At 68.2% G+C, this 25,144-nt stretch carries 29 protein-coding genes; 15 read left to right on the forward strand and 14 right to left on the reverse strand.

The annotated features are described in order from the left end of the window. The first annotated feature begins 18 nt into the window (after positions 1-18). Entirely contained in the window at positions 19-492 is a 474-nt protein-coding gene (locus PQV94_RS07915) for an Lrp/AsnC family transcriptional regulator (RefSeq protein WP_274288197.1), read from the forward strand. On the opposite strand, the gene PQV94_RS07920 is transcribed toward PQV94_RS07915, so the two are convergent. Continuing rightward, complete coding sequence (locus tag PQV94_RS07920) at positions 464-1,447, reverse strand: EamA family transporter (protein ID WP_274288198.1); 984 nt, start codon at positions 1,445-1,447, stop codon at positions 464-466. The two genes, PQV94_RS07915 and PQV94_RS07920, sit on opposite strands and share 29 nt — an antisense overlap. 73 nt (positions 1,448-1,520) lie before the next feature. On the opposite strand from PQV94_RS07920, the gene PQV94_RS07925 reads away from it, so the two are divergent. Then, positions 1,521-2,081, forward strand: coding sequence for a CGNR zinc finger domain-containing protein (locus PQV94_RS07925; protein ID WP_443192722.1), 561 nt, complete (start codon positions 1,521-1,523; stop codon positions 2,079-2,081). On the opposite strand, the gene PQV94_RS07930 is transcribed toward PQV94_RS07925, so the two are convergent. Continuing rightward, positions 2,041-2,940, reverse strand: coding sequence for an alpha/beta fold hydrolase (locus PQV94_RS07930; protein WP_274288200.1), 900 nt, complete (start codon positions 2,938-2,940; stop codon positions 2,041-2,043). The two genes, PQV94_RS07925 and PQV94_RS07930, sit on opposite strands and share 41 nt — an antisense overlap. Before the next feature lie 68 nt (positions 2,941-3,008). On the opposite strand from PQV94_RS07930, the gene PQV94_RS07935 reads away from it, so the two are divergent. After that, complete coding sequence (locus PQV94_RS07935; protein WP_274288201.1) at positions 3,009-3,773, forward strand: exonuclease domain-containing protein; 765 nt, start codon at positions 3,009-3,011, stop codon at positions 3,771-3,773. 50 nt (positions 3,774-3,823) lie between these two features. Here the strand turns inward: PQV94_RS07935 and PQV94_RS07940 are convergent, their stop codons facing one another. From PQV94_RS07940 to glgA, 3 genes are all read right to left on the reverse strand, one after another. Beyond that, the gene (locus PQV94_RS07940; RefSeq protein ID WP_137417031.1) at positions 3,824-4,075 is read right to left on the reverse strand and encodes a type B 50S ribosomal protein L31; all 252 of its coding nucleotides are present in this window, start codon (positions 4,073-4,075) and stop codon (positions 3,824-3,826) included. A gap of 99 nt (positions 4,076-4,174) precedes the next feature. Next, a complete protein-coding gene (locus tag PQV94_RS07945; protein ID WP_274288202.1) occupies positions 4,175-4,960 on the reverse strand; it encodes an ABC transporter ATP-binding protein in 786 nt (261 codons plus the stop codon). A gap of 41 nt (positions 4,961-5,001) precedes the next feature. After that, on the reverse strand, positions 5,002-6,192 hold the full coding sequence (glgA, locus tag PQV94_RS07950) for a glycogen synthase (protein WP_274288203.1): 1,191 nt from the start codon (positions 6,190-6,192) through the stop codon (positions 5,002-5,004). A 46-nt stretch (positions 6,193-6,238) separates the two neighbouring features. Here glgA and glgC point away from each other — a divergent pair, with 46 nt between their 5' ends. Genes glgC through PQV94_RS07965 form a run of 3 tightly spaced genes read left to right on the forward strand, consistent with a single transcriptional unit; the run spans position 6,239 to position 8,882 of the window. Further along, positions 6,239-7,480 (forward strand): glucose-1-phosphate adenylyltransferase, encoded by a 1,242-nt coding sequence (glgC, locus tag PQV94_RS07955; protein WP_274288204.1) that lies wholly within the window; start codon positions 6,239-6,241, stop codon positions 7,478-7,480. Positions 7,481-7,531: 51 nt separating this feature from the next. Beyond that, a complete protein-coding gene (gene serB / locus PQV94_RS07960) occupies positions 7,532-8,176 on the forward strand; it encodes a phosphoserine phosphatase SerB (protein WP_274288205.1) in 645 nt (214 codons plus the stop codon). Positions 8,177-8,207: 31 nt separating this feature from the next. Beyond that, positions 8,208-8,882 (forward strand): alpha/beta fold hydrolase, encoded by a 675-nt coding sequence (locus PQV94_RS07965; RefSeq protein WP_274285357.1) that lies wholly within the window; start codon positions 8,208-8,210, stop codon positions 8,880-8,882. Between the two features lie 3 nt (positions 8,883-8,885). On the opposite strand, the gene fabG is transcribed toward PQV94_RS07965, so the two are convergent. Beyond that, positions 8,886-9,596, reverse strand: a complete 711-nt coding sequence (gene fabG / locus PQV94_RS07970; protein WP_274285358.1) for a 3-oxoacyl-ACP reductase FabG — start codon at positions 9,594-9,596, stop codon at positions 8,886-8,888. A 106-nt stretch (positions 9,597-9,702) separates the two neighbouring features. On the opposite strand from fabG, the gene PQV94_RS07975 reads away from it, so the two are divergent. From PQV94_RS07975 to PQV94_RS07990, 4 genes are read left to right on the forward strand one after another with little or no spacing between them, the layout of a single operon-like run. Next, positions 9,703-10,323 (forward strand): DUF4190 domain-containing protein, encoded by a 621-nt coding sequence (locus tag PQV94_RS07975; RefSeq protein ID WP_274285359.1) that lies wholly within the window; start codon positions 9,703-9,705, stop codon positions 10,321-10,323. A 42-nt stretch (positions 10,324-10,365) separates the two neighbouring features. Further along, a complete protein-coding gene (locus tag PQV94_RS07980; RefSeq protein ID WP_274285360.1) occupies positions 10,366-10,719 on the forward strand; it encodes a DUF3099 domain-containing protein in 354 nt (117 codons plus the stop codon). Further along, positions 10,716-10,922 (forward strand): hypothetical protein, encoded by a 207-nt coding sequence (locus PQV94_RS07985; RefSeq protein WP_274285361.1) that lies wholly within the window; start codon positions 10,716-10,718, stop codon positions 10,920-10,922. The genes PQV94_RS07980 and PQV94_RS07985 overlap by 4 nt, the downstream gene beginning before the upstream one ends. Continuing rightward, entirely contained in the window at positions 10,919-11,761 is an 843-nt protein-coding gene (locus PQV94_RS07990) for an SURF1 family cytochrome oxidase biogenesis protein (protein WP_337994348.1), read from the forward strand. The genes PQV94_RS07985 and PQV94_RS07990 overlap by 4 nt, the downstream gene beginning before the upstream one ends. A gap of 4 nt (positions 11,762-11,765) precedes the next feature. Here PQV94_RS07990 and PQV94_RS07995 read toward each other — a convergent pair whose 3' ends face one another. Continuing rightward, positions 11,766-13,364, reverse strand: a complete 1,599-nt coding sequence (locus PQV94_RS07995) for an ABC-F family ATP-binding cassette domain-containing protein (RefSeq protein ID WP_274288244.1) — start codon at positions 13,362-13,364, stop codon at positions 11,766-11,768. A gap of 173 nt (positions 13,365-13,537) precedes the next feature. Between PQV94_RS07995 and PQV94_RS08000 the strand changes: the two genes are divergently transcribed. The 4 genes from PQV94_RS08000 to PQV94_RS08015 are packed head-to-tail and all read left to right on the forward strand — an operon-like array spanning position 13,538 to position 17,520. Further along, positions 13,538-14,572 (forward strand): iron-siderophore ABC transporter substrate-binding protein, encoded by a 1,035-nt coding sequence (locus PQV94_RS08000; RefSeq protein WP_274285362.1) that lies wholly within the window; start codon positions 13,538-13,540, stop codon positions 14,570-14,572. 31 nt (positions 14,573-14,603) lie between these two features. Further along, positions 14,604-15,653 (forward strand): FecCD family ABC transporter permease, encoded by a 1,050-nt coding sequence (locus PQV94_RS08005; protein ID WP_274285363.1) that lies wholly within the window; start codon positions 14,604-14,606, stop codon positions 15,651-15,653. Continuing rightward, positions 15,650-16,702 carry a FecCD family ABC transporter permease gene (locus tag PQV94_RS08010; RefSeq protein WP_274285364.1) on the forward strand — a complete coding sequence of 351 codons (1,053 nt, stop codon included), beginning with the start codon at positions 15,650-15,652 and terminating at the stop codon, positions 16,700-16,702. The genes PQV94_RS08005 and PQV94_RS08010 overlap by 4 nt, the downstream gene beginning before the upstream one ends. Beyond that, positions 16,699-17,520 carry an ABC transporter ATP-binding protein gene (locus PQV94_RS08015; protein ID WP_274285365.1) on the forward strand — a complete coding sequence of 274 codons (822 nt, stop codon included), beginning with the start codon at positions 16,699-16,701 and terminating at the stop codon, positions 17,518-17,520. The genes PQV94_RS08010 and PQV94_RS08015 overlap by 4 nt, the downstream gene beginning before the upstream one ends. Positions 17,521-17,534: 14 nt before the next feature. On the opposite strand, the gene PQV94_RS08020 is transcribed toward PQV94_RS08015, so the two are convergent. From PQV94_RS08020 to sufB, 7 genes are read right to left on the reverse strand one after another with little or no spacing between them, the layout of a single operon-like run. After that, positions 17,535-18,464 (reverse strand): siderophore-interacting protein, encoded by a 930-nt coding sequence (locus PQV94_RS08020; RefSeq protein WP_274285366.1) that lies wholly within the window; start codon positions 18,462-18,464, stop codon positions 17,535-17,537. Positions 18,465-18,505: 41 nt separating this feature from the next. Beyond that, positions 18,506-19,657, reverse strand: coding sequence for a MalY/PatB family protein (locus PQV94_RS08025; protein WP_274285367.1), 1,152 nt, complete (start codon positions 19,655-19,657; stop codon positions 18,506-18,508). Positions 19,658-19,682: 25 nt separating this feature from the next. After that, positions 19,683-20,012, reverse strand: a complete 330-nt coding sequence (locus PQV94_RS08030; protein WP_274285368.1) for a metal-sulfur cluster assembly factor — start codon at positions 20,010-20,012, stop codon at positions 19,683-19,685. A 9-nt stretch (positions 20,013-20,021) separates the two neighbouring features. Beyond that, a complete protein-coding gene (gene sufC / locus PQV94_RS08035) occupies positions 20,022-20,792 on the reverse strand; it encodes a Fe-S cluster assembly ATPase SufC (protein WP_137417045.1) in 771 nt (256 codons plus the stop codon). Positions 20,793-20,805: 13 nt separating this feature from the next. Next, on the reverse strand, positions 20,806-21,135 hold the full coding sequence (locus PQV94_RS08040; protein WP_137417046.1) for a non-heme iron oxygenase ferredoxin subunit: 330 nt from the start codon (positions 21,133-21,135) through the stop codon (positions 20,806-20,808). Continuing rightward, on the reverse strand, positions 21,132-22,310 hold the full coding sequence (sufD, locus tag PQV94_RS08045) for a Fe-S cluster assembly protein SufD (protein WP_274285369.1): 1,179 nt from the start codon (positions 22,308-22,310) through the stop codon (positions 21,132-21,134). Before sufD ends, PQV94_RS08040 begins: the two co-directional genes overlap by 4 nt. Continuing rightward, entirely contained in the window at positions 22,307-23,725 is a 1,419-nt protein-coding gene (gene sufB, locus PQV94_RS08050) for a Fe-S cluster assembly protein SufB (protein WP_137417048.1), read from the reverse strand. The genes sufD and sufB overlap by 4 nt, the downstream gene beginning before the upstream one ends. A gap of 229 nt (positions 23,726-23,954) precedes the next feature. Between sufB and PQV94_RS08055 the strand changes: the two genes are divergently transcribed. Next, a complete protein-coding gene (locus tag PQV94_RS08055; protein WP_274285370.1) occupies positions 23,955-25,070 on the forward strand; it encodes a COX15/CtaA family protein in 1,116 nt (371 codons plus the stop codon). The last annotated feature ends 74 nt before the right edge of the window (positions 25,071-25,144 follow it).

The following is a 25,144-nucleotide window of genomic DNA, read 5'->3' on the forward strand; positions in this document are numbered from 1 at the left end:
CTGCTAGCGTTGCGCATCATGCCCGCCTTGGACCGTATCGACATCGAGCTGCTCCGCGCGCTCGCTGACGACCATCGCGCGACGGTCGTCGCTCTGGCCGAGCGCCTGCAGCTGTCCCGCAACACCATTCAGGCGCGGCTCGCCCGCCTCGATCGCACAGGCGCCTTCCTCAGCTACCAGCGCGCGCTGTCAACCAGAGCCCTCGGATTCCCCATCGAGGCGTACGTGAGCGTGACGGTGAGACAGCACGAACTGCCGCGGATCCGCGAACAGCTGGCGGAGGTGCCGGAGGTCCTGCAGGCGCACGGCTTGGCGGGGTCGGTCGATCTGCTGGTCCGTGTCGCGTGCCGCGATGCGCAGCACCTGTTCGACACCGACGCCCGCATCCTCGCGATCAGCGGGGTGGAGCGCACGGAGACCTCTCTCGTCATGGACGAGGTGATCCCCTATCGCGTGACGCCTCTCATGGCACTGGCGCAACCGCAGCGATAGGTTCCGACGGCGGCGAGGTATCCATCCTGACGAGCACGACGCCGACGATCAGGACCGCGCCGCCGACGATCTGCACCGGACCGGGCGCCTCGCCCAGAAGCAGCCAGGCGAACAGGAGCGCGAAGAGGACTTCGGACAGTCCGACGAAGGATGCGACGCGCGAACCCAGCATCGGCACGGCGATGACACCGAGTGCGTACCCGAGGGTGGTCGCGACAGCGCCGACCCAGCCGATGGCGACCCATGCCGGCAGTTGGATCCCCGCCAGGGCGACCGTGACGTCGGGAGCCGCGAACGGCAGCAGGCCGGTCGCGCACAGCGCGGCCATCAGAAGAGCGCCCACGATGAGTCCACCCGCTGCCAGAGCCAGGGCAGGCAGTTCCTCGCCCGTGCGCTCGGACAGCAGGAAGTACGCGCCGACGCAGACCGCGGCCCCCAGCGCGAACACGGTGCCGAGCAGGTCGAAGCGCGCGCCGGCGACGTCCACGACCAGCACGAGGCCGACGATCGCGACGGCAGAGCCCATGAGGACCAACCGGGACGGGGCGCGACGGGTGCGCACCCACGCGAGAAGGACCAGGAGCACGGGAGCGAGGTACTGCACGAGGAGGGCGACCGCCACCGGCATCCGTTGCATGGCGGCGAAGTAGAAGATCTGGCACCCTGCGACACCGGTCAGACCGAATCCGACGATCAGCGGCCACTGGCGGCGCAGGAGTCCCGGCCGACGCCGCACGGCCCGCACGAGAGCGGGCGACAGGATGAGTGCCGCGAGCGACATCCGCACCAGGAGAGCCGCGCCCAAGGTCCAACCGGCCTCGATGAGCGGCTTCACGACAGGGCCGCTGGACGAGAAGGCCAGCGCCGAGGAGAGTCCTACCGCGAGTCCCGCGACCCGCCGGCCAGGCACGGGCAGGGGCTCGATCACGGCGAGGGAGGAGGTCTGGGCGACCATCGGCGTCTCCGGTTGTCAGGAGTAAACTAGAGGAACGCTGGTGACGCTATCCCCCATCGAGTCAGGAGTCAACTTGATCTTCACCCCTGACACGCGGTCATCCCTTGTCATGACCGCCGACATCGTCAACACGCTGCCCGGCACAACCTCGCCGGACGTGGACGGCCTCGTCGATCTGGACGATCTCGCCGCGTATCTGCAGGTGCACCCCTACTCGGGAACGATCCGTCACGACGCCACGGAACTCGAGGCGATCCGCCGCATCCGGCCCCGCCTGCGCGAACTCTGGTCCCTCGATCGCGACTCCGCGGTACCTCTCGTGAACGCCATGCTCCACGAGAGCAATGCGGTACCCCGCCTCGTGCGCCACGACGCGTACGACTGGCACATCCACGCCACCCCCGACGACGCTCCCCTCGCCGATCGCATCCTCATCGAAGCAGCCATGGCGTTCGTCGACGTCATCCGCGCCGACGCGTATGAGCGGATCCGCGTCTGTGCGGCCGACGATTGCGGAGCGGTCTACGTCGACTTCTCCCGCAACGGGTCCAAGCGCTACTGCGACACCGGCAACTGCGGGAACCGGATGAACGTCAACGCGTACCGTCAGCGGAAGGCGAAAGAAAGCGACTGATCGCGGCCGCCGCCGGCTCAGGCGTCTCATAGTGGATCAGGTGTCCGACGCCGGGGATCTCGACGAGCTCCGCGTCGTCGAACAGCGTACGCAGGGCACGCTCGGCTTCGATCGGAGTGATGTCGTCGAGCTGAGCGGCCACGAGCAGCGTGGGCTGAGAGATGCGTGGTGCGAACTCGCGCACGTCATGAGAGACGGAAGCCACGAATGCCTGCAGGAGCACGTCACGATCAGCGAAACGCGAGAAGTAGCGGTCGTGCTGGTCATGGACGAACCGTCGCAGCAACGGCTGTCGCGTCTTGACCATGGCGACGCTCATGCCACGCACGATCGCGCGGTTGCGCAGCAACGCGTCGCCGATCGGCGCAGGCAGACGCGCCGCCGCACGGTAGTAGAACACCGCCAGACGGGTGAGGACGCCGCGCGGTCCCTCCAGCGCAGGCGCGCCGATCGGGTTCACGAGCACGAGCCGATCCGTGGTCAGTCCCGCGGCGACCGCCGCCGAGGCCACGATCGACCCGAACGAGTGGCCGAGGATCGGCGCTCCCGCCGCGACCTCCTGCGCGAAGCCACGCAACCAGTCCGCGTAGAGCTCCAGGTCGTGGACGCGGCCCGGAATCGGAGCGGTCTCGCCGAAGCCCGGGAGATCGGGAGCGATCACACGGAAGCCCGGCAGGTTCGCCACGACCGGTTCGAGGCCGTGGTGGTCCCCGCGGAAGCCGTGTACGAGCAGCAGCGTCGTGTGGGCGGCCTCGTCGCCGTACTCCCAGTAGACCGTCCGGCCGCCCAGAACCTCGACAGTGCGCCGCTGAACGGGGATGGGCGCGAGCTTGTCGGCGTAAGGATGCGGCGCTGTCACCGTTCGAGTCTACGTCGCACCCGGCGTGGTCATCCGGACGTGGGGGTGGCCTCCCGTAGCGTGATCGCATGCCCGACCACCCCGTCGCCGCCCGCGCTCCCGAAGCGCTCTTCGACCTCGAGGAGTTCCTGACACCACGTCCTCCCGAGTGGGTCAGGCGCATCGGCGTCTTCGACCTCGAGACGACCGGAATCGATGTGACCCGCGACCGTATCGTGACCGCTCACGTCGGCGTGCTGGACGAGACCGGCACCGTGATCGAAGCGCGCTCGTGGCTCGCGGATCCCGGAGTCGAGATCCCGCACGCCGCGCAGGCCGTGCACGGAATCTCCACCGCGCACGCCCGAGCCCATGGGCGTCCGGCTGGAGAGGTCGTCGCCGAGGTGTCCGCCGCGCTGTCCGAGCTCTTCGCATCGGGCACGCCGGTCGTCGCCTACAACGCCCCGTACGATTTCTCGCTCCTGCGGCACGAGGCCGTGCGTCACGCGGTGGCACCGATCGAACACCCGTCCCCCGTGATCGATCCGTTGGTGCTCGACAAGGCGTTCGACACGTATCGTCGCGGCAAGCGGACGCTGAGCGTGGTCGCCGAGCACTATCGCGTCGTCCTCGAGGACGCTCACGAAGCCGCAGCGGACGCGGTAGCCGCGGGAAGGCTCGCGCTCGCCCTCTGCGAACGCTACGGCGATCGACTGCCCGCTGCCGTCGCGGAGCTTCACACGAACCAGATCGGATGGGCGAGGTCTCAGGCGGAGAGTCTCACCGAGTACTTCGTCCGTATCGGCCGCATCGACCCGCTCGATCCCGTCGACGGTCGCTGGCCAATCCGGTGACACGACGAAGGGCCCCGCGATCTCGCGGGGCCCTTCGTCGTGAGGGCGTCTTACTTGGCGCCGAAGTTCTTGAAGCGCTGGTTGAACTTCTCGACGCGACCGGCCGAGTCCATGATGCGCTGCTTGCCCGTGTAGAACGGGTGCGAGGCGGAGGAGATCTCGACGTCGACAACGGGGTACTCGACACCGTCGAGCTCGATCGTCTTGTCGCTCGAGACCGTCGAGCGGGTGAGGAAGGTCTCGCCCGAGCCGAGGTCGCGGAAAACGACGTCGCGGTAGTCGGGGTGGATGTCAGTCTTCATGGTGTTCCTTGCGGGAGTGCTTCGGAGGAAAGTCTGCGGTGCCGGAAGCACCAAAAGACGAGTCTAACAGGCGGAGCGGCGCTTCGCCGCATCCGGCGCTCAGCGTGCCGCGCGCGCGGCATAGCGGCCGTCCGCCTCCGTGACCACGATCGGCATGCCGAACGCCTCGGAGAGGTTCTCGGCGGTGAGCGTCTCGGCGATCGGTCCGGAGGCGACGACCGCGCCGGCGCGCAGGAGCAGCACGTGAGTGAAGCCGACGGGGATCTCTTCGACGTGGTGCGTGACCATGACCATCGCGGGCGTCGTGGGCGCCTGCGCGTAGCCGCTGAGCAGTTCGAGGAGCTCTTCACGCGCACCGAGATCGAGGCTCGCGGTCGGCTCGTCGAGCAGCAGCAGCTCGGGATCGGTCATGACGGCACGGGCGATCTGGACACGCTTCTGCTCGCCGTCCGACAGCGTGCCGAAGGTACGGTCGGCGAGGTGGTCGAGCTTCCACTCCGCCAGCACACGCAGCGCCCGGCGCTCGTCGATCCGGTCGTACTGCTCGTTCCAGCGTCCGAGTACGGAGAATGCTGCCGTGAGCACGACGTTCAGGACGGTCTCCTCCGCCGGGATGCGCTTGGCCATCGCGCTGGAGGCGAATCCGATGCGCGGACGCAGCTCGAAAACGTCGGTGCGGCCGAGCCTCTCGCCGAGGATCGTCACCGCACCCGAGGTCGGATGATCGAGGGTCGCGGCGAGCTGGAGGATGGTGGTCTTGCCCGCACCGTTCGCGCCGAGCACGACCCAGCGCTGGTCGCCGTCCACCTGCCAGTCCAGATGGGAGACGATGTCCTTTGCGTTGCGGCGGACGACGACGTCGGAGAAATCCAGCACCTGCGGCATGCCGTCCAGCCTACCGGGCCGGCGGTTGAGGCCGAGCCGGCTCAGCGAGCCTCGAGCACCTCGCGGTAGAGCTGCTCGGTCTCGGCGGCGATGCGCGTCCAGCTGAAGTCCTCGACCGCCCGACGGCGTCCGGCGGCACCGTAGCGGGCGGCCTGCTCGGGGTCGGAGACGACCTCGATCAGCACCCGGGCGAGATCCGCGACGAAGCGTTCGGGATCCAGCGGAGTGCCCGTTCCGTCCTGCAGCTGCTCGATCGGCACGAGGCGCCCCGTTTCACCATCGACGACCACCTCGGGAATCCCGCCCGTGGCGGTTCCGACGACCGCCGCACCGCAGGCCATGGCCTCCAGGTTCACGATGCCGAGAGGCTCGTAGATCGACGGACAGACGAACGTCGTGGCGGCCGTCAGGATCGCCGAGAGCTCGGGGCGCGGTAGGTGCCGGTCGATCCAGACGACCCCGTCGCGGGTCTCCTGCAGTTCGCGCACCAGACCCTCGACCTCTGCCATGATCTCGGGCGTGTCGGGAGCTCCCGCACACAGCACCAGCTGCACGTCGGCCGGAAGGAGCCGCGCCGCGCGGAGCAGGTACGGCAGACCCTTCTGCCGCGTGATGCGCCCGACGAAGACCACAGACGGCCGCGCCGGATCGATGCCGAGCGCGCGCAGCAGATCCTCGTTCCTGGTCGGCTGCCAGGCCTCGGCATCGATGCCGTTGTAGATGACACGCACGCGGGCCGGATCGACATCGGGGTAGGCGCGCAGGATGTCGGCCCGCATCCCCTCGCTGACCGCGACGATCGCCGCAGCGGACTCGTAGGCCGTGCGTTCGACCCAGCTCGACACCGCATAACCGCCACCGAGCTGTTCGGCCTTCCACGGCCGCAGCGGCTCGAGGGAGTGTGCGGTGACCACGTGAGGAATGCCGTGCAGAAGAGATGCGAGATGACTCGCGAAGTTGGCGTACCAGGTGTGGCTGTGCACGATGTCGGCACCGGCGACGTCGCCGACGATCTCGAGATCGGTGCCGAGCGTCTTCACCGCGGGGTTTGCGTGCGCGAGCTCCGCGGGCGTTGCATACGACGTGGTGTCGGCTTCGTCACGGGGCTCGCCGAACGCGCGCACCTGCACCTCGATACGCTCGCGCAGCGCGCGGACGAGCTCGGCGACGTGGACTCCGGCCCCGCCGTAGATCTCGGGCGGGTATTCCTTGGAGACGATGTCGACGCGCATGTCATGGACGCTAGTACAGGGGGTGCGTGCGGCATAGTCTGGTGCCATGCCGGCACCCAAGGTCTTCGGAATCATCCTCGCGGGTGGCGAAGGTAAGCGACTCATGCCGTTGACGGCCGACCGGGCGAAGCCGGCGGTGCCGTTCGGCGGACAGTACCGACTCATCGACTTCGCCATCTCGAACCTCATCAACTCGGGACTGCGACAGATCGTCGTCCTCACGCAGTACAAGTCCCACAGCCTCGACCGCCACGTCTCCCAGACATGGCGCATGTCGGCGCTGCTCGACTCCTACGTGACCTCCGTGCCGGCCCAGCAGCGCCTGGGCAAGCGATGGTTCTCCGGCTCCGCCGACGCGATCCTGCAGAGCCTGAACCTCATCAACGACGAACAGCCCGACATCGTGGTCGTGGTCGGCGCCGACCACGTCTACCGGATGGACTTCCAGCAGATGCTGGACGCGCATATCTCCTCCGGGGCGCGCGCGACGGTCGCCGGCATCCGGCAGCCGATCGGTCTGGCCAACCAGTTCGGCGTCATCGACGTCGAGCCCGACGACCCGACCCGCATCCGCGAGTTCCTCGAGAAGCCGCAGAATCCAGCAGGCCTCGTCGACAGCCCGCACGAGGTCCTCGCCTCCATGGGCAACTACATCTTCAACACCGATGCCCTCATCGAGGCCGTCGAAGCGGACGGCGAGCTTCCCACCTCGAACCACGACATGGGCGGCGACATCGTGCCGTACTTCGTCGACCGCGGCGAGGCGGGCGTCTACGACTTCATCCGCAACGAGGTCCCCGGCTCCACCGACCGGGACCGTGCCTACTGGCGGGACGTCGGCACGATCGACTCGTTCTACGACGCGCACCTCGATCTCATCTCGACGCTTCCGATCTTCAACCTCTACAACACGCAGTGGCCCATCCACTCCCAGCTCGTGAACTCGCCGCCCGCGAAGTTCGTGCGGGACGCGGTGGGTCGCATCGGCAACTCGATCGACTCGGTCGTCTCACTCGGGTCGGTGCTCTCGGGCACGCATCTGGAGCGCAGCGTCGTGGGTCCCTGGACCTTGGCGGGCGGCGGATCGACCATCACCGACTCGGTTCTCTTCGACCGTGTCCGCGTGGGAGCGGGAGCGCGCATCCACCGCGCGATCCTCGACAAGAACGTCGTCCTTCTCGACGGCGCGACGGTCGGCGTCGATCGCGAGCGCGACCTCGCGCGCGGGTTCACCGTCACCGATTCGGGGATCACGGTCGTCGGCAAGAACGTGCGCGTCGAGCCGTAACACCCGCGGTGTCCGTCAAGCGCTCGCTGCGGCGCGCGCTAGCGTGGACGGATGCGTGAGACCCGCCCTCGTCGTCTGCTCGTCGTGCTCGACGCCGACTCCACCCTCATCCGCAACGAGGTCATCGAACTGATCGCGGACGAGGCCGGACGCGGCGCCGAGGTCGCGGCGGCGACGGAGGCGGCGATGCGCGGGGAGGTGGACTTCGCGACGAGCCTGCGCGGCCGCGTCGCCCAGCTTCGCGGCGTCCCCACCGCGTCGTTCGCGCGGGTGCGCTCGCGCATCGAGCCGACCCCGGGCGCACGTGAGCTGATCGAGGCCGTGCACGCGCGAGATGGCGTCGTCGGTGTGGTCTCCGGCGGCTTCCACGAGATCCTCGACGAGATCGCGCCCGCCCTCGGCGTCGACCTGTGGCGCGCGAACCGCCTCGAGGTCGGGTCCGACGAGCTCACGGGCGTCGTCTCGGGCACCATCGTCGACGCGGAGGCCAAGGCGTCGCAACTGATCGAATGGGCCGCACAGCACGGGGTGGATCCACGCCGAACGATCGCCATCGGCGACGGCGCCAACGACCTGTTGATGATGCGCGCGGCGGCTCTGGGCCTGGCGTTCAACGCGAAGCCCGCGGTGCGCGCTTCCGCCGATCTCGTCATCGGCCCCGTGGACCTGCGCGAGGTCATTCCGCTCCTGCCCTGACGGCGTCGGAGGCGAGGCGTAGAGTCCGGGAATGCAGGTCATTCTCATTCCCGGCCTCTGGCTCGGCGGAGAGTCGTGGCACGACGTGGTGCCCACGATCGACGACGCCGGCTTCGACGCCGTTCCTCTCACCCTTCCGTCCTCCCCAGAAGCGCAGCTGGCGGACTGGATCGCTGCCGTGGTGGCACGGATCGACGCCGCCGGCGAGCCGGTCGTGCTCGTGGGGCACAGCGGCGGTGGAAATGTCGCGTGGGGCGCCGCCGACGCGCGTCCTGATGGCGTCAGCCGCGTGATCTTCGTCGACACGGTGCCCGTGCCGGACGGCGCGGACATCTCAGCATTCCCGGTCGTCGACGGCGTCGTGCCGTTCCCGGGTTGGGAGGCGTTCGACGCCCCAGACATCGCCGACCTCGACGCAGGTATGCGCCAGCGGCTCGCCGCCACAGCAGTACCCGTGCCCGCATCCGTTCCGACGGACCCGCTTCACCTGCACGACCGGCGCCGTTACCGCATCCCCGTCACCGTTCTCTCCGGCGGCGCCGACGCCGAAGAACTGGACACGCAGTTGTCAGCGTGGCCGAGCTATCACGATGAGTGGCGCGCAATCACCGACCGCGAGGTCTCGCGCGTCGGGTCGGGCCACTGGCCGCAGTTCTCCCAGCCCAGACTGCTGGGAGCGCTCATCGTGCGCGCGATCGAGCGCTGACGATCAGTGACCCATGCCCAGGCCGCCGTCGACGGGGATGACGGCGCCGGAAACGTAGGCGGCGTCATCGGAGGCGAGCCACGCCACGACCGCGGCGACCTCCGCCGCGGTGCCGTAGCGGCCGGCCGGAATGGCCTTCTTGTACTCCGCCTGCGTCTCGGCCGGCAGCTCGGCCGTCATGTCCGTCTCAATGAAGCCGGGGGCGACGACGTTCGTCGTGATGCCGCGCGCACCGAGCTCGCGGGTCAGCGAGCGAGCGAAGCCGACAAGCGCACTCTTGGAGCTTGCGTAATTGATCTGGCCCGCCGAGCCGTAGAGGCCGACCACACTGGAGATCAGGATGACGCGACCCCAACGCGCCCGGATGAGCCCCTTGGCGGCGCGCTTGACCACGCGGAACGTACCGCCGAGGTTCGTGTCGATCACATCGTCGAAATCGTCCTCGCTCATGCGCAGAAGCAGCATGTCGCGCGTGATGCCCGCGTTCGCGACGAGGATGGTGACGGGGCCGAGCTTCTCCTCGACTTCGGTGTAGGCGGCGTCCAGTGCGGCGGCGTCCGTCACATCGGCACGCACCGTGAGCGTGCCTTCCGGTCCCTCGCCCGAGCGAGCGGTCACGGCGACGCGGTACCCGTCGGACACGAAGCGTTCGGCGATCGCGCGGCCGATGCCACGGTTTCCTCCGGTGATGAGCACGACACGGTCGCTCGACATGGTTCTCCTCGTCAGTTCGGGCAGAGCCTCCAGCCTATCGACAGGCCCGTTTGACACCGCCCAGCGCTCACTGGAAGGCTTCCCTCACAGACTGAAAGGCACCCCGATGAGCGATCAGAACAACGACCTTCCCACGCCCGCATCCGCGGGAGAAGGCGGCACCCCCGACGCTCAGCCCACGCCAGCGGAGCCCTCCGGCGCGGCCCCCGCATCGCCGGACTACCAGCCGCCCGCCTACGCGCCGCCGTCCTACCCGGCTCCGTCGTCCCCGGCCCCCTCCTATGCACCGCCCGCCGCCTACCCGGGATACAGCGCACCTCCGGCGGCGCCCGCCGCCTATCCGGCGTACGGCGTGCCCCCCACGGCCCCCGCGTATCCGCCCGCGTACCAGGGCGCCCCGGCCTACGGGGTCCCGCCGACCTACACGCCGTATCCCGCGGGCCCCAAGACGAACAGCCTCGCTGTGGTGTCGCTGGTCTCCTCGATCATCGGGGTGGTCATGCTGCCGTTCATCGGTTCCATCGTCGGCATCATCACCGGCCACATCTCGCTCAAGCAGATCCGCGAACGCGAAGAGGGAGGCCGCGCGCTGGGGCTGGCGGGCACCATCACCGGTTACGCGGGCCTCGTGCTCTACGCGATCATCGGGGTGCTCGTGGTGCTCTGGATCGTCTGGGTCGTGAATCTCGCCAACGGCGCCTACTACGACTACAGCTACTCGTCCTGACCGACCCCGCGAGCGGTGCCTCCGGCGTACTCTGGAAACACCGTGAAGCACCCCTCCCCACCGCAGTCGGCGACCTCGCTCCCCCACGCTCCGCGTGACGAGTCGAGCGCTCGCATGCTCAAGTACGTCATCATGATGGGCGTGCGGGTGGCCTGCTTCGTCGCGATGATCCTCGTCACCCCCTACGGCTGGTACACGTGGCTGTTCGCCGCGGGAGCCGTGTTCCTTCCCTACATCGCCGTCGTGATCGCGAACGTGGGCCAGGAGTCCCGAGCCGCCCCCGCCGAGACCGTCACTCTGCCCGCTCTGGATCCGAAAGCGGAGCGGCCCGCGCCGACCCCCCACAGCCAGGTGATCACCATCTCCGAAACGCCTCCGAGCACGCACGACGCATGAGCGACGAGGCGATCTGTTCACGAGCGGGATGTCGCGACGGCGCCCGTTGGCGGGTGCTGTGGCGCAATCCGCGGATCCATGACGCGGATCGACGCAAGATCTGGCTGGCCTGCGACGCGCACGTCGCGTATCTCCGCGACTTCCTCGCGACCCGTTCCTTCCCGGTCGCGGTCGAGCCCTTCGCCACGCAGGACGCGTCGTGAGCATCCGTCGTGACACCGCTGTGCGGTGGACCGCGTACGTCGGGGTCGCCATCGCGTTCGCGATCGCGTGCGTCTTCCTCTCGAACTGGCAGTTCGCGCGCAACGACGAACGGGCAGCGCAGCTCGCTCTCGTCGAGCGGAACTACGACGCGACGGCCGTGCCGCTGAACGAGCTGCTTCCCGACGACGAGTTGGATCCGGAGTCGGAATGGCATCCGGTGGTCGTCGTCGGTGAGTACGTACCGGAGCAACAGTTGGTGGTGCGCAATCGTCCTCACGGAGGCACGAGCGCGTTCGAGGTTCTGACACCGCTGCGCACATCCGACGGGAAAGTGCTCATCGTCGACCGCGGCTGGATCCCGCCGGCGGAGAGTGGTGACGGGCCGGCTGCGATTCCCGCACCTCCTGACGGCCCGGTGAGCGTAGTGGTGCGCCTGCGCGCTCCGGAGGCGCTACCGGCCTCTGGCCGGTCGGCGCCTGCCGGGCAGGTCCCGACCATCAACCTCCCCCTCGTCGCAGAGACGACGGGTCCGGAGACACTCACCTCCGCCTATGGGGCCCTGGTCAGCGAGACCCCGCCTGTCACGCAGATGCCGTACGCGCTGGCAGCACCGTCGGAGGATCCTGGACCGCATCTGTCGTACGCGATCCAGTGGATCCTGTTCGCGGTGATGGGGTTCGTGTTCATCGGCTACATCATCCGTACGGAGCGTCGTAAGCGCGCGGAGGACGAAGAGGACGAGGCCACGCCGACCCCATCGCCCGCCGTCCGTCGGCGTGCCCGCGTGGACCGGGACGCCGAGCAGGAGGACGCGATCCTCGACCGCGCCGACGCCTGAGGGATCAGGCCAGGGTGATCAGGTCGACGTAGTCACGACCCCAGATGTCCTCGACCCCGTCGGGGAGGATGAGGACGCGCTCCGGGTTGAGGGCCTCCACGGCCCCGGCGTCGTGTGAGACGAGCACCACGGCACCCTCGTAGTGTGCAAGTGCTCCGAGGATTTCCTCGCGCGAGGCCGGGTCGAGGTTGTTCGTCGGCTCGTCAAGGAGCAGCATGTTCGCGCTCGAGACGACGAGCGTGGCCAGCGACAGGCGCGTCTTCTCTCCGCCGGAGAGCACGCCGGCAGGCTTCAGCACGTCGTCGCCGGTGAACAGGAACGAACCGAGAACCTTGCGGGCTTCCGTCGCGGTGATGTCCGGCGCTGCCGACATCATGTTCTCCAGGACCGAGCGAGACACGTCGAGGTTCTCATGCTCCTGGGCGTAGTACCCGATCTTCAGACCGTGTCCGGGCTCGATCGTTCCGGTGTCCGGAGCGTCCACTCCCGCGAGCATCCGCAGCAGCGTCGTCTTGCCCGCGCCGTTGAGCCCCAGAACGACGACCTTCGACCCGCGATCGATCGCCAGGTCAACGTCGGCGAAGATCTCCAGCGAGCCGTACGACTTCGACAGGCCGCGCGCCATCAGCGGCGTCTTTCCGCACGGGGCAGGCTTCGGGAAGCGGAGCTTCGCGACGCGATCTTCTTGGCGCACGTCATCCAGACCCGAGAGCATCTTCTCCGCGCGTGCCACCATCTGGTGGGCTGCCGCGGCCTTCGAAGCCTTGGCGCCGAAGCGCGCCGCCTGCAACTGGAGTGCCGTCGCCTTCTTCTCGACGTTGACGCGCTCCTTCTTGCGGCGCTCCTCATCGGCCACCCGCTGACGCTGGTAGTTCTTCCAGTTCATGTTGTAGATGTCGATGACCTGGCGGTTGGCGTCGAGGTAGAAGACACGGTTCACGGTCTCGCCGACGAGTTCGACGTCGTGACTGATGACGATGAGCCCGCCCTTGTAGTTCTTCAGGAACTCACGGAGCCAGACCACACTGTCGGCGTCGAGGTGGTTCGTCGGCTCGTCGAGGATCATCGTGTCGGCATCCGAGAACAGGATGCGGGCGAGCTCGATGCGCCGGCGCTGACCGCCCGAGAGCGTCTTCAGCGGCTGATCGAGGATGCGGTCGGGAAGCGAGAGGTTGTGGGCGATGGACGCCGCCTCGGCCTCGGCCGCGTAGCCCCCGAGTGACTCGAAGCGCTCGGTGAGCGTCCCGTAACGCCGCATGGCCTTCGCGGCGACGTCCGGATCGTCGTCGGCCATCGCGAGCGAGGCCTCCTGCATGCCGAGCGCAAGCGTCCCCAACCCGCGCGCGTCGAGGATGCGCGTGCGTGCCAGCATCTCCGGGTCGCCCGAACGAGGATCCTGCGGGAGGTAGCCGAGCTCTCCCCCGCGCTGCACCTCTCCCGCCGAGGGCAGCAGGTCGCCGGCGAGGACCTTCGTGAGCGTCGTCTTGCCCGCGCCGTTGCGACCGACCAGCCCGATCTTGTCGCCTCGGGAGACGCGGAAGGCGACCTCGGACATGAGAACGCGCGCGCCGACGCGGATCTCGAGGTCATGCACGGCGAGCACGGCGTACGTCCGTTCTGTTCGGGTGGGGTCGTGGCCGGAGAAGGCCACCGTTCAGTCTACCGGGCCCCCATCGACACGTCGTTGCGGTCACACTGCTGGTCGACCGCGGTCGAAATCCGTCAGCGAGTTAGGGTAGCCTCGCCTAGCACCCCTTCAGAAAGGCCCTCCTCGCCATGCAGCTCAAGCGCTGGACCGCCATTGCGGTCGCCGCCGTCTCCCTTGCCGCTCTCACCGCCTGCAGTTCAGGAATGGCGACCCCCGCTGCCACCGGCGATGACGCGGGTCAGAGCGACGCGTTCCCGCTCTCGATCGAGAATGCCTTCGGCGCCACCACGATCGACGCCAAGCCGCAGCGCGTCGTGACGGTCGACTGGGGCAACCAGGATGTCGCGCTGGCGCTGGGAATCGTGCCGGTGGCCATGCCGAAGGTGACCTACGGCGACGAGGACGGCGACGGACTCCTGCCGTGGGTGAAGGACAAGCTCGACGAGCTCGGCGCCGAGACCCCCGTTCTCATGGATGAGACAGACGGGTACGACTACGAGGCCATCGCCGATGCGGCACCCGATGTCATCCTGGCCGCATACTCCGGCATGACCCAGGAGCAGTACGACACCCTCAGCAAGATCGCACCGGTCGTCACCTACCAGGACATGGCGTGGGGGACGTCGTGGCAGGACATGACCATCCTCGATGGAACGGCCCTGGGAATGGCCGACGAGGCCCAGGATCTCGTCTCATCGCTCGAGAAGCACGTCGCCGACACCGCCGCGCAGTATCCGGCCATCGCCGGGAAGACCACGCTCCTGTCGTACTTCGACCCGACCGACCTCAGCAATCTCGGCTTCTACAGCCGGTCGGATCCGCGCGTCGGCTACCTCGAGGAGATGGGCTTCGCGCCCTCCGCATACGTCAAAGAGCAGTCGGCCGCGTCCGACCAGTTCTGGATCGTCACCAGCACCGAGCAGATCGAGAGCTTCGAAGACGTGCAGGTGATCGTCACCTACGGCACGGACGAGACGCTCGCCCAGTGGCAGGCCGATCCGCTCATGTCCCGTATCCCCGCCGTCGCCAAGGGCGCCGTCGCGGTGATCACCTCCGACTCGACGCTCTCCTCGGCGATCACGCCGTCGCCGCTGTCGATCGGCACGAGCTACGGCGACGACTACATCACGTTGGTCGGAGAGGCCGCCGCCAAGGCATCATGATCCCGCCGATCGTCCGCGGGCGCGGGCGGCGATGAGCGTCGCCGTCACCCCCACCACTGCCGCCCCCACACCGTCGCCGCGACGGCGCTGGGGGCGGCGTCGGGCGTTGTGGATCCTGGTGCTGCTCGTCACGTTGCTGGGGGTCTCGTTCCTGTCGATCACCTTCGGCGCACGCGCGGTCGGCTGGCACGACATCTGGTCCGGGCTCGGCGGCACCGTCGACACAGCTGGGGCTGCTGCCGTGAACAAGCGCATCCCTCGCACCGTCCTCGCGATCGCGGTCGGTGCGGCGCTCGGCGTGGCGGGTGCCGTCCTGCAGGGCGCAACCCGCAATCCTCTCGCCGACCCGCAGATCCTCGGAATCAACGGCGGGGCTGCCCTCGCCGTGGTCTGCGGCATCGCGTTCCTCGGCCTCGCCACGCCCACGCAGTACATCTGGACCGCGCTCGTGGGCGCTGGGGTCGCGGCGGTGTTCGTGTACGGCATCGGAGCGCTGGGCAGAGGGGGCGCGACGCCGCTGAAGCTTGCTCTGGCCGGGGCGGTGACAGCCGTCGCGTTCTCCTCTCTGACGAGCGCGATCCTGCTGCCGCGGGTCGACGTGATGAGCCAGTTCCGCTTCTGGCAGGTGGGCGGAGTCGGCGGCGCGACAGGGGCCACCATCCTGCAGGTCGCGCCGTTTCTCATCGTCGGTCTCGTCGTCTGCCTGGCATGCAGCCCCGCTCTCAACACGCTCGCCCTGGGTGATGAGCTCGCAGCAGGGCTCGGTGAGCGCGTGCGCACCGCCCGTATGATCTCCACGCTGGGCGCTGTACTGTTGTGCGGAGCCGCGACCGCGGTCGCCGGCCCCATCGGATTCGTGGGGCTCGTCGTCCCGCACATCTGCCGGCTGCTCATCGGCGTGGACCACCGCTGGCTCCTGCCCTTCAGCGCCGTCGCAGGAGCCGTGCTCCTCACGGGCGCCGACGTCATCGGGCGCGTCATCGCCCGGCCCGAAGAGATCGAGGTCGGCATCATCACCGCGCTCATCGGTGCGCCCTTCTTCATCGCCATCGTCAGACGCCAGAAGGTGAAGGCGCTGTGAGCGCCACCACCTCGGCCGTGCAGGCGACCGACATCGTGCGGGCCGGGCGCCGCAGACGGCGCCGACGTTGGATCGCCGTCACTTCCGTCCTCGCCGCCGTCGCGCTGATCGCCTACGCCCTCTCGCTCATGGTGGGGCAGACCTTCTACTCCCCCGCCGAGGTATGGGGCGTCCTGACTGGCCAGCGCCTGCCGGGCGCGTCCTTCACCGTGGGCGAGCTGCGACTGCCGCGTGCGACGACGGCGCTCCTGACCGGTCTCTGCTTCGGGATGGGCGGCGTCGTCTTCCAGACGATGCTGCGAAACCCGCTCGCGAGTCCGGACGTCATCGGCATCAGCTCGGGCGCCAGCGCAGCCGCTGTCACGGGGATCGTCGTCCTCGGCCTCGGAGAGACGCCCGTCTCGTTCCTGGCGACGGGCGCTGCCCTGATGGCGGCTCTGCTGATCTACCTGCTGGCCTACAAGCGCGGCGGATCCGGGGCCCGCCTGATCCTCATCGGCATCGGTGTGGCCGCCATCTGCAACAGCGTGGTGTCGTATGTCATCTCCCGCGCCGCAGAGTGGGACCTTCAGACCGCCATGCGCTGGATCACGGGCAATCTCAATGACGCGAGCTGGGACAAAGTGCTGCCACTGTTAGCCGTCATGGTCCTGGTCGTTCCCGCTTTGCTGCTCCTCGCGCGCGATCTCGAACTGCTGCGGGTGGGCGATGAGACCGCATCCGCTCTCGGCGTGCGCGTCGAGCGCAGCAGGCTCCTGCTCATCGTCACTGCCGTCTGCCTGCTCGCCTTCGCGACCGCGGCTGCCGGACCGATCTCGTTCGTGGCCTTCCTTGCCGGCCCCATCGCCGTGAGGGTCCTGGGGCCCGTCGGCTCCCCCGTCCTGCCGGCGGGACTCGTGGGCGCCGTCCTCGTGCTGGTGTCCGACTTCGTCGCGCAGTACGCACTGGGCACGCGCCTTCCCGTCGGCGTCGTGACCGGCGTGCTGGGCGCGCCCTATCTCGTCTACCTGCTCATCCGGAGCAGCCGGACCGGAGGAAGCTCTCTATGACCGTCGAACACACTCTCGCCGCCGACGCGCTCACCCTCGCATACGGAGACAGGACCATCGTCGAAGCATTGAGTCTCGCTGTTCCCGCGGGAAGGATCACGACGATCGTCGGTGCCAACGCGTGCGGGAAGTCCACGCTGCTCAAGTCGATGGCACGCTTGCTCTCCCCCGTCGCAGGACACGTCCTGCTCGACGGAAAGAGCATCCATCGGATGCCCACACGACAGGTTGCGCGCGTGCTGGGACTGCTGCCGCAGTCACCGATCGCGCCCGACGGCATCGCTGTTTCGGACCTCGTGAGCCGAGGCAGGCATCCGCACCAGGGTCCCCTTGCACGGTGGACCTCCGCCGATGACGCCGCCATCGCCGGCGCGCTCGAGGCAACGGGTACGGCGCACCTCGCCGATCGTTCGGTCGACGAGCTCAGCGGCGGCCAGCGACAGCGCGTCTGGATCGCCATGGCGCTGGCTCAGCAGACGGACCTGCTGCTGCTCGACGAACCGACGACATTCCTCGATATCAGTCACCAGATCGACGTGCTGGATCTCCTGACCGATCTGAACCGCGATCGCGGGACGACCATCGTCATGGTGCTGCACGACCTCAACCTCGCGGCTCGCTACGCCGACCACCTCGTTGCCATGGTCGACGGCCGCATCCTCGCCGCAGGAGAGCCCGCGAGCGTGCTGACGACAGATGTCGTGCGCGCGGTCTTCGGGCTGGAGAGCAGGATCATGCCCGACCCGCTCACGGGTCGACCGATGGTCATCCCTCTCGGACGCCACCACACGATCACGGATGCGGATGCACCCGCCTGACCACGCCCGGCCTCCTACTCGACGCGTTCGGCGACTCCTCGTCGCCAGTACCCCATGAAGGCCACGCGTTTGCGATCGACGCCATTGCCCTGAACGAGGAGCCGGCGCAACGTCTTGACCGTCTGCGACTCTCCGGCGATCCAGGCATAGAACTCGCCCTCCGAATCCTCCGGACTGTCCCACAGGATTTCGCGATCGACGTCGACGTCCTCGAGCTCCTGCGGACGAGGCGCAGCGGCGCGGGCGAGCACATCAGCAGCGGTCTGCGTCCAGGAGGCGACCGCCGCGATGAGCGCCTCGCCGTGGGGGCGCTCATCGCGTGACAGCCACGCGACGCGGGCATGGGTTGCGATCGGGAGAGCGTCCTGGCCAGAGGGAACCTCGATGAACACGTCGACGTCCGTGTCGGACGGCAAGGACTCGAGGATGCCGGCGATCGCCGGAGCCGCCGTCTCGTCACCGGCGAGCAGAAGCCTGCGCGCGCTTCCCGGATGCCAGTCGATACCCAGACGGGAGTCCGGGCTCCGCTGGTCCGGTCCGACGATCACGAGCTCGTCGCCGACGACGGCCGCCTCCGCCCAGGCACCGGCGGGGCCGGGATCATGGTGCAGCACGAAGTCGATGTCGACCTCGCGGCGGTCAGGATCGACGCGGCGCACGGTGTACGTGCGGAAGGGTGTGCGCTCCGCGGGTGGCAGCGCGCGCCAACGCGTGTACCAATCGCCGTTCGCCATGGCCTCCTCGTCGCGCTGACCAACGTCGCATACGCGGCCGTCCGTGCCGGGGAACAGAACCTTCAGCCGCTGGTCCTGGCCGGCAGTGCCGAAATGCTCGAAGTCGGGGCAGGTGAAGGTGAGACGCGCGAAGTGGGGAGCCAGGCGCACGACCCGAGAGACACGCGCGATGTACGGGCGATAGGACGGGCGGGTGGCGAGGACTGTCACCTATTAAGGGTATCCTTACCTGCTCGGATACCCAAGCGGGATCAGCGCAGAACGGCGATCCGCTCAATCGCCTCTGTGAGCACCTCCGGTGCGCATCCGAGAGTGAGTCGGATGTGTCCGGCACCGCCGTCCCCGAACGCGGGACCCGAGTGGACAGCCACGCGTGCCTCGCGGAGAATCCGACGCGCGGGCGCGTCCCCCCAGCCGTAGCGGGAGAGATCCACCCACCCGAGGTAACCCGCGTCGGGTGGCCGGTAGCCCGCATCCGGCAGGTGCTCCTCCAGCAGCGTGCGCAGAAGTTCGGTGTTCGCATCGATCGCGAGCGCTTGCGCATCCAACCAGGCATCGGACTCGGGCGACAGGGCCGCGACCGTCGCCAGGGCGCCGAACAGCCCGGTGCGCCACGAGACCTCCTCGGGGAGCGAGCGCAAAACGGCGTGCGTCCCTTCGCTCGCGGCAACCATGATCGCGCACTTCAGTCCCGCGAGGTTGAACGCCTTGCTTGCGGACACGATCGCATATCCGCAACGCGCCGCAGCGTCCGAGACGGAGAGGAACGGCGTGACCACATTGTCCCTTCGCGGGAGCGGCGCATGGATCTCGTCGCTCACGACGACGGCTCCGTGGCGCTCTGCGAGCTCGGCCAGCGCGCGCAGCGCGTCGGGAGCATGAATCGTCCCTGTCGGATTGTGGGGGTTGCACAGGAGGATCGCGCGCGCCCCCTCGCGGAACGCGGCATCGATGGCCCCGAGATCCAGCTCCCAGCCGCCTCCGGTGTCCCGCAGCGGCACGGACTGCGTGATCCCGCCGGCTTCCGGCACGGCCTCGAAGAACGGCGGATACACGGGCGGCGTGACCACGACGCGATCTCCGGGCTCGATGATTCGGCGCAGGATCTCGACGACGCCCATGATGACGTCTCCCGTGATCCGCATCCGCCCCGGATCCGGCTCCCACCCCAGTCGACGTGCTGCGAAGGACGCGTACGCCACCGCCGCGCCGGGATCGGCCGGCGTGTAGCCGGTGTCCCCGCGGGAGACGGCCTCGTGCAGCGCGGCGCTGATCGCGGGTGCGAGCGGATAGTCCGTCTCAGCGACGAAAAGGGGAATCACATCGTCCGGATACGACCGCCACTTGGCGCTGCTCCGCTTTCGCAGCTCATCGAGGGGCAGCGCGCGAAGCGGCTCGATCATCACGAAACGAGCCTATCGGCGACCGTCAGATCGCGAAGCCGAGCGCCCGCATCATGTCGCGCCCGTCGTCGGTGATCCGCTCCGGGCCCCACGGCGGCATCCATACCCAGTTGATCCGGAACCGGTCAACGACCGAATCCAGCGCCTGCGCCGTCTGCTCTTCGAGCACGTCGGTCAGCGGGCACCCCGCAGAGGTCAGCGTCATGTGGATGACGAGAGCATCGTTCTCGTCATCCCAGGCGAGATCGTAGATGAGCCCCAGGTCGACGACATTGACACCCAGTTCGGGGTCCATGACGTCTTTCAGAGCCTCGGTGACCTCGTCGTACTTCTCCGGGGTGATCGTCGCGGTCATAGTCGAATCCTACGCGCCCGCCTGCACACCCGGCTCGAGGAACCGGTCGTAGCCCTCGTTCTCGAGGCGCTCGGCCAGTTCAGGGCCCCCCTCTTCCGCGACGCGGCCGTTCACGAGCACATGAACGAAGTCGGGACGGATGTAGTTGAGGATGCGGGTGTAGTGCGTGATGAGCAGAACGCCGAGGTCCGTCTCCGCCTTGGCGCGGTTGACACCCTCGGACACGATCTTCAGCGCGTCGACGTCGAGGCCGGAGTCGGTCTCGTCCAGGATCGCGACCTTGGGCTTGAGCAGCTCGAGCTGGAGGATCTCGTGACGCTTCTTCTCGCCGCCGGAGAAGCCCTCGTTGACGTTGCGCTGGGCGAACTTGGCGTCCATCCGCAGGTTGCTCATGGCCGCCTTGACGTCCTTGGTCCAGGTCCGGATAGCCGGAGCCTCGCCGTCGATCGCGGTCTTTGCCGTGCGCAGGAAGTTCGTCACCGTGATTCCCGGCACCTCGACGGGATACTGCATCGCGAGGAAGAGACCGGCACGGGCGCGCTCGTCGACGCTCATCTCGAGGACGTCCTCGCCATCGAGGGTGATCGAACCACCCGTCACGGTGTACTTCGGGTGTCCGGCGATCGTGTAAGCGAGCGTCGACTTGCCCGACCCGTTGGGGCCCATGATGGCATGGGTCTCACCCGTGCGGATCGTCAGAGTGACGCCGTTCAGGATGGGGGTGGTCCCCTCATCGGTCTCGACCGTCACATGGAGGTCGCGGATCTCGAGCACAGACATGTCAGTTCCTTCGTCAGTCGACGTTCTTGGTCACGGCGGGATCGATCAGCACATCGTCTCCCTCGATCGTGACCTCGTATACGGGTACCGGCTCGTACGCCGGGAGGTTCAGGGGCTTTCCGGTACGCAGCGAGAACGCGGATCCGTGCGCCCAGCACTCCAGGGTGTCTCCCTCGACGAATCCGTCCGAGAGCGAGATGTCACCGTGGGTGCAGGTGTCGCCGATCGCGTGCACCTCACCGTTGCCGTCGAGCACAACGGCCATGGGTACGCCGTCGATCTCGACGCGGCGCGCCTCGTCCTGCTGCAGCTCACTCAGAGCGCACACGCGCGTCGCGCTCACCGCCGCTCCCCCGCCAGCTCCGCCTCGATCGCGCCGACGAGACGCTCCTCGAGCTCGGTGATGCCGATCTTCTGCACGATCTCCATGAGGAAGCCGAGCACCACCAGGCGTCGCGCCTGCTCCGCGTCGATGCCGCGGGCCTGCAGGTAGAACAGCTGCTCGTCGTCGAAACGGCCGGTGGCGCTGGCGTGCCCCGCCCCGCGGATGTCGCCCGTCTCGATCTCGAGATTCGGGATGGAGTCCGCCCGAGCACCGTCGGTCAGCACCAGATTGCGGTTCGCCTCGTAGGAGTCCGTCCCGACCGCATCCGGTCCGATCAGCACATCGCCGATCCAGACGGAGTGGGCCGTCTCGCCCTGCAGCGCACCCTTGTAGAGCACGTCGCCCACGGTCTGGGCGCCCTTGTGGTGCAGGTACACCTGACTCTCGAGGTGCTGACCGGCGTCTGCGAAGGAGAGACCGTACAGCTCGCCACGCGCGCCGGTGCCGGCGAGTTCGACGTTCGGGTTCACGCGCACGACGCCGCCCCCGAACGAGACCACGACGTGGCGCAGGCTCGCGTCGCGGTCGACGCGCGCCTGGTGGGCGGCCACGTGCACCGCATCGTCATCCCATTCCTGGAGGGTGACGAGGGTGAGGGCGGCACCGTCACGGACGATGATCTCCACGTTCTCGGCGAACTCGGCGACACCCGCGTGGCGCAGGAGCACCGTGCCGCGTGCGTTCGCCTGCGCCTCGATCACGACGTGCGCGTGTGCGCGTCCGCCGGCGCCACGGAAGTCGACGGCGACGGGCTCGCTCAGCTCGGTGCCGCTGGGAATACTCAGGTACAGCGCCTCCGCGGAGCGCTCCCACGCGATCGCCGCGCTGAGGTCCTCGGCCGTGAAGACCTCGCCGCGCGGGGCCTGCTCCGCGGAAAGACCCGCCGCTGCGAGAGGACCGGTCACGGAGACGGCGACAGCGCCGGGATCGCCTGCAGCGTCTTCGAGCAGCGAGCGGATGCGGTCGATCGGCGTGTGCTTCCAGTTGACCTCGCGGCCGCTCGGCGTCTCGAAGAACGAGACCTCGTTCGCACGCGGGCGCTCCGAACGGGTCTGCACCGGCACGAATGCGGCGGCAGGGTCGATGTGCCCCTTCGCGGTCTCGACCACGGGGGCTTCGGCCTGGGGGCTCATCCGACGCTGCCTTCCATGCCCATCTCGATGAGCTTGTTCAACTCCAGTGCGTACTCCATCGGCAGCTCGCGCGCGATGGGTTCGATGAACCCGCGCACGATCATGGCCATCGCCTCGTCCTCGGCAAGGCCGCGGCTCATGAGGTAGAAGAGCTGCTCCTCGCTGACCTTCGAGACCGTCGCCTCGTGACCCAGCTGCACGTCGTCGACCCGGATGTCGATGGCCGGATAGGTGTCGGAACGCGAGATCGTGTCGACCAGCAGCGCGTCGCAGCGCACCGTGTTGGCGGAGTGGTGCGCATTCGCATCCACGCGGACCTCGCCGCGGTAGCCGGCGCGCCCGCCGCCGCGAGCGATCGACTTCGAGACGATCGAGGACTGCGTGTACGGCGCCATGTGGATCATCTTGGCGCCGGCGTCCTGGTGCTGACCGGGACCGGCGAAGGCCACCGAGAGGGTCTCGCCCTTCGCGTGCTCTCCCATGAGGTAGATCGAGGGGTACTTCATCGTCACCTTCGAGCCGATGTTGCCGTCGACCCACTCCATGGTGGCGCCCTCGTGCGCGACAGCGCGCTTCGTCACCAGGTTGTAGACGTTGTTCGACCAGTTCTGGATCGTCGTGTAGCGCACGCGGGCGTTCTTCTTCACGATGATCTCGACGACGGCCGAGTGCAGCGAGTCGCTCTTGTAGATGGGCGCCGTGCAGCCCTCGATGTAGTGCACGTAAGAGCCCTCGTCGGCGATGATGAGGGTCCGCTCGAACTGGCCCATGTTCTCCGTGTTGATACGGAAGTAGGCCTGCAGCGGGATCTCCACGTGCACGCCTTTGGGCACGTAAACGAACGACCCGCCCGACCAGACGGCCGTGTTCAGAGCGGCGAACTTGTTGTCGCCGGCGGGGATGACGGTGCCGAAATACTCCTCGAAGAACTCCGGGTGCTCCTTCAACGCCGTGTCGGTGTCCATGAAGATGACGCCCTGCGCCTCCAGATCCTCCTGGATCTGGTGGTACACGACCTCCGACTCGTACTGTGCTGCGACACCCGCCACCAGCCGCGAGCGCTCCGCCTCAGGGATACCGAGCTTCTCGTAGGTGTTGCGGATGTCCTCGGGGAGGTCCTCCCAGGACTGCGCCTGCTTCTCCGTGGAACGCACGAAGTACTTGATGTTCTCGAAGTCGATGTCGCTGAGGTCCGCGCCCCAGGTCGGCATCGGCTTGCGACCGAACAGCTGGAACCCCTTCAGACGGGTCTTCAGCATCCACTCCGGCTCGGCCTTCAGGGCCGAGATGTCGCGAACGACGGCCTCGGTGAGTCCGCGCTTCGCGCTCGCCCCAGCGGCGTCGGGGTCGTGCCATCCGAACTCGTACACCCCCAGACCTTCGAGTTCCGGGCGGTCGATCAGCACATCCGACATCACACTCTCCTTATTGGACCGCAACGGTGTCATCCGCCCCGGCATCCGCCGCCCCGTCGAGTCTGCGGGGACGAACGCCGCTCTCGGGCCCTCATCGTGGGCGCTCGCGTCGCGCCTAAACTGTTGTCGATGCACCCTGCGCGTAGCGCGGCATCTCAACAACCACGATTCTACAGGTTCCCCCTGACTTCCGGGCCGCGCCCGGGGTCCGGAACGGGCCGGAGGACACATGCCCGCTCCCATCGCCCTGCCCGAATCCGATCGCGTCCGGGGAGCCTCCGGGATCGAGGTGCGACGCCCGCTGCGCGTGCTGGCCTGGCTCTCGTTCCTGACGGAGGTCATCATCATCGGCACCGGCGGCGCGGTGCGGCTGACCGGCTCGGGTCTGGGCTGCTCTGAGTGGCCGTTGTGCACCCCGGAATCCCTCGTCCCGCTTCCCGAGCAGGGAATCCACGGCCTGATCGAGTTCGGCAACCGGACCATGACGGGCGTGGTGGGGATCGTTGCGGTCGCGGTGGTCCTGCTCACGCTCCACGCGATCGCCGGCCGCCCCGCCGTCATGCGTGCGCTCGTGTTCGCCGGCGGCGGCATCCTCCTCGCCGTCCCCGTCTACGCACTGGCGGCGGCACTCGATCTGCCCGCCTTCGGTTTCGCCTCCGGCGCCCTTCTCGCCGCGGTCATCGCCGCCGCGATCGATGCGGGCAGACGACTGCCCCGACGCCGCGACCTGTCCACGCTCGCGTGGATCGTGTTGGCCGGTGTCATGGCTCAGGCGGTCGTCGGAGGGTTCGCAGTCCTCACCGACCTCAACCCCTTCCTCGTGGGTTTCCACTACACGTGCTCTTTGCTGCTCGTGTGCGTCGCCGCCGCCTATCTCGTGAGGCTCGATGCGACCGAAGGGCCGCGCACTCGGGTCGTGCCGCTGTGGTTCCAGATCGGAGCGCACGCCACCGGGCTCGTGCTCGCCGTGACGATCCTCTTCGGCGTGCTCACCACGGGGTCCGGCCCGCACTCAGGCGACGCCAACGTGATCCGCCAGGGGTTCGACGCCACGATCCTCGCCCACGTACACGCCTGGCCCGGCTACGTCCTCGCCGCTCTCGTGCTCGCGCTCACCGTCAGCGCCTGGGTCCTGCGTCTGCAGCCCAGACGCTGGCTGCTCGTGCTCGCCCTGGCGATCGCCGTGCAGGTCACGGTCGGCGTCTGGCAGGCGCGTGAAGGACTGCCCGAGCTTCTCGTCGGCATCCACATGGTGCTGGCTTCGCTCTCCGCAGCCGCCTACACGGTCGTCGTCCTCCACCTCAAACGGCCCGCCGCATCCGGCGCGTCCTCAGCAGACGCATAGACGGATCATCGGGCACACCTGGACTGACCCGCGAGGGTTGCCAGGTCGCGGCAACCGTTGTCGCACGTTCGAGG

Source organism: Microbacterium sp. Clip185, from assembly GCF_028743715.1.
Classification (GTDB): Bacteria; Actinomycetota; Actinomycetes; order Actinomycetales; family Microbacteriaceae; genus Microbacterium.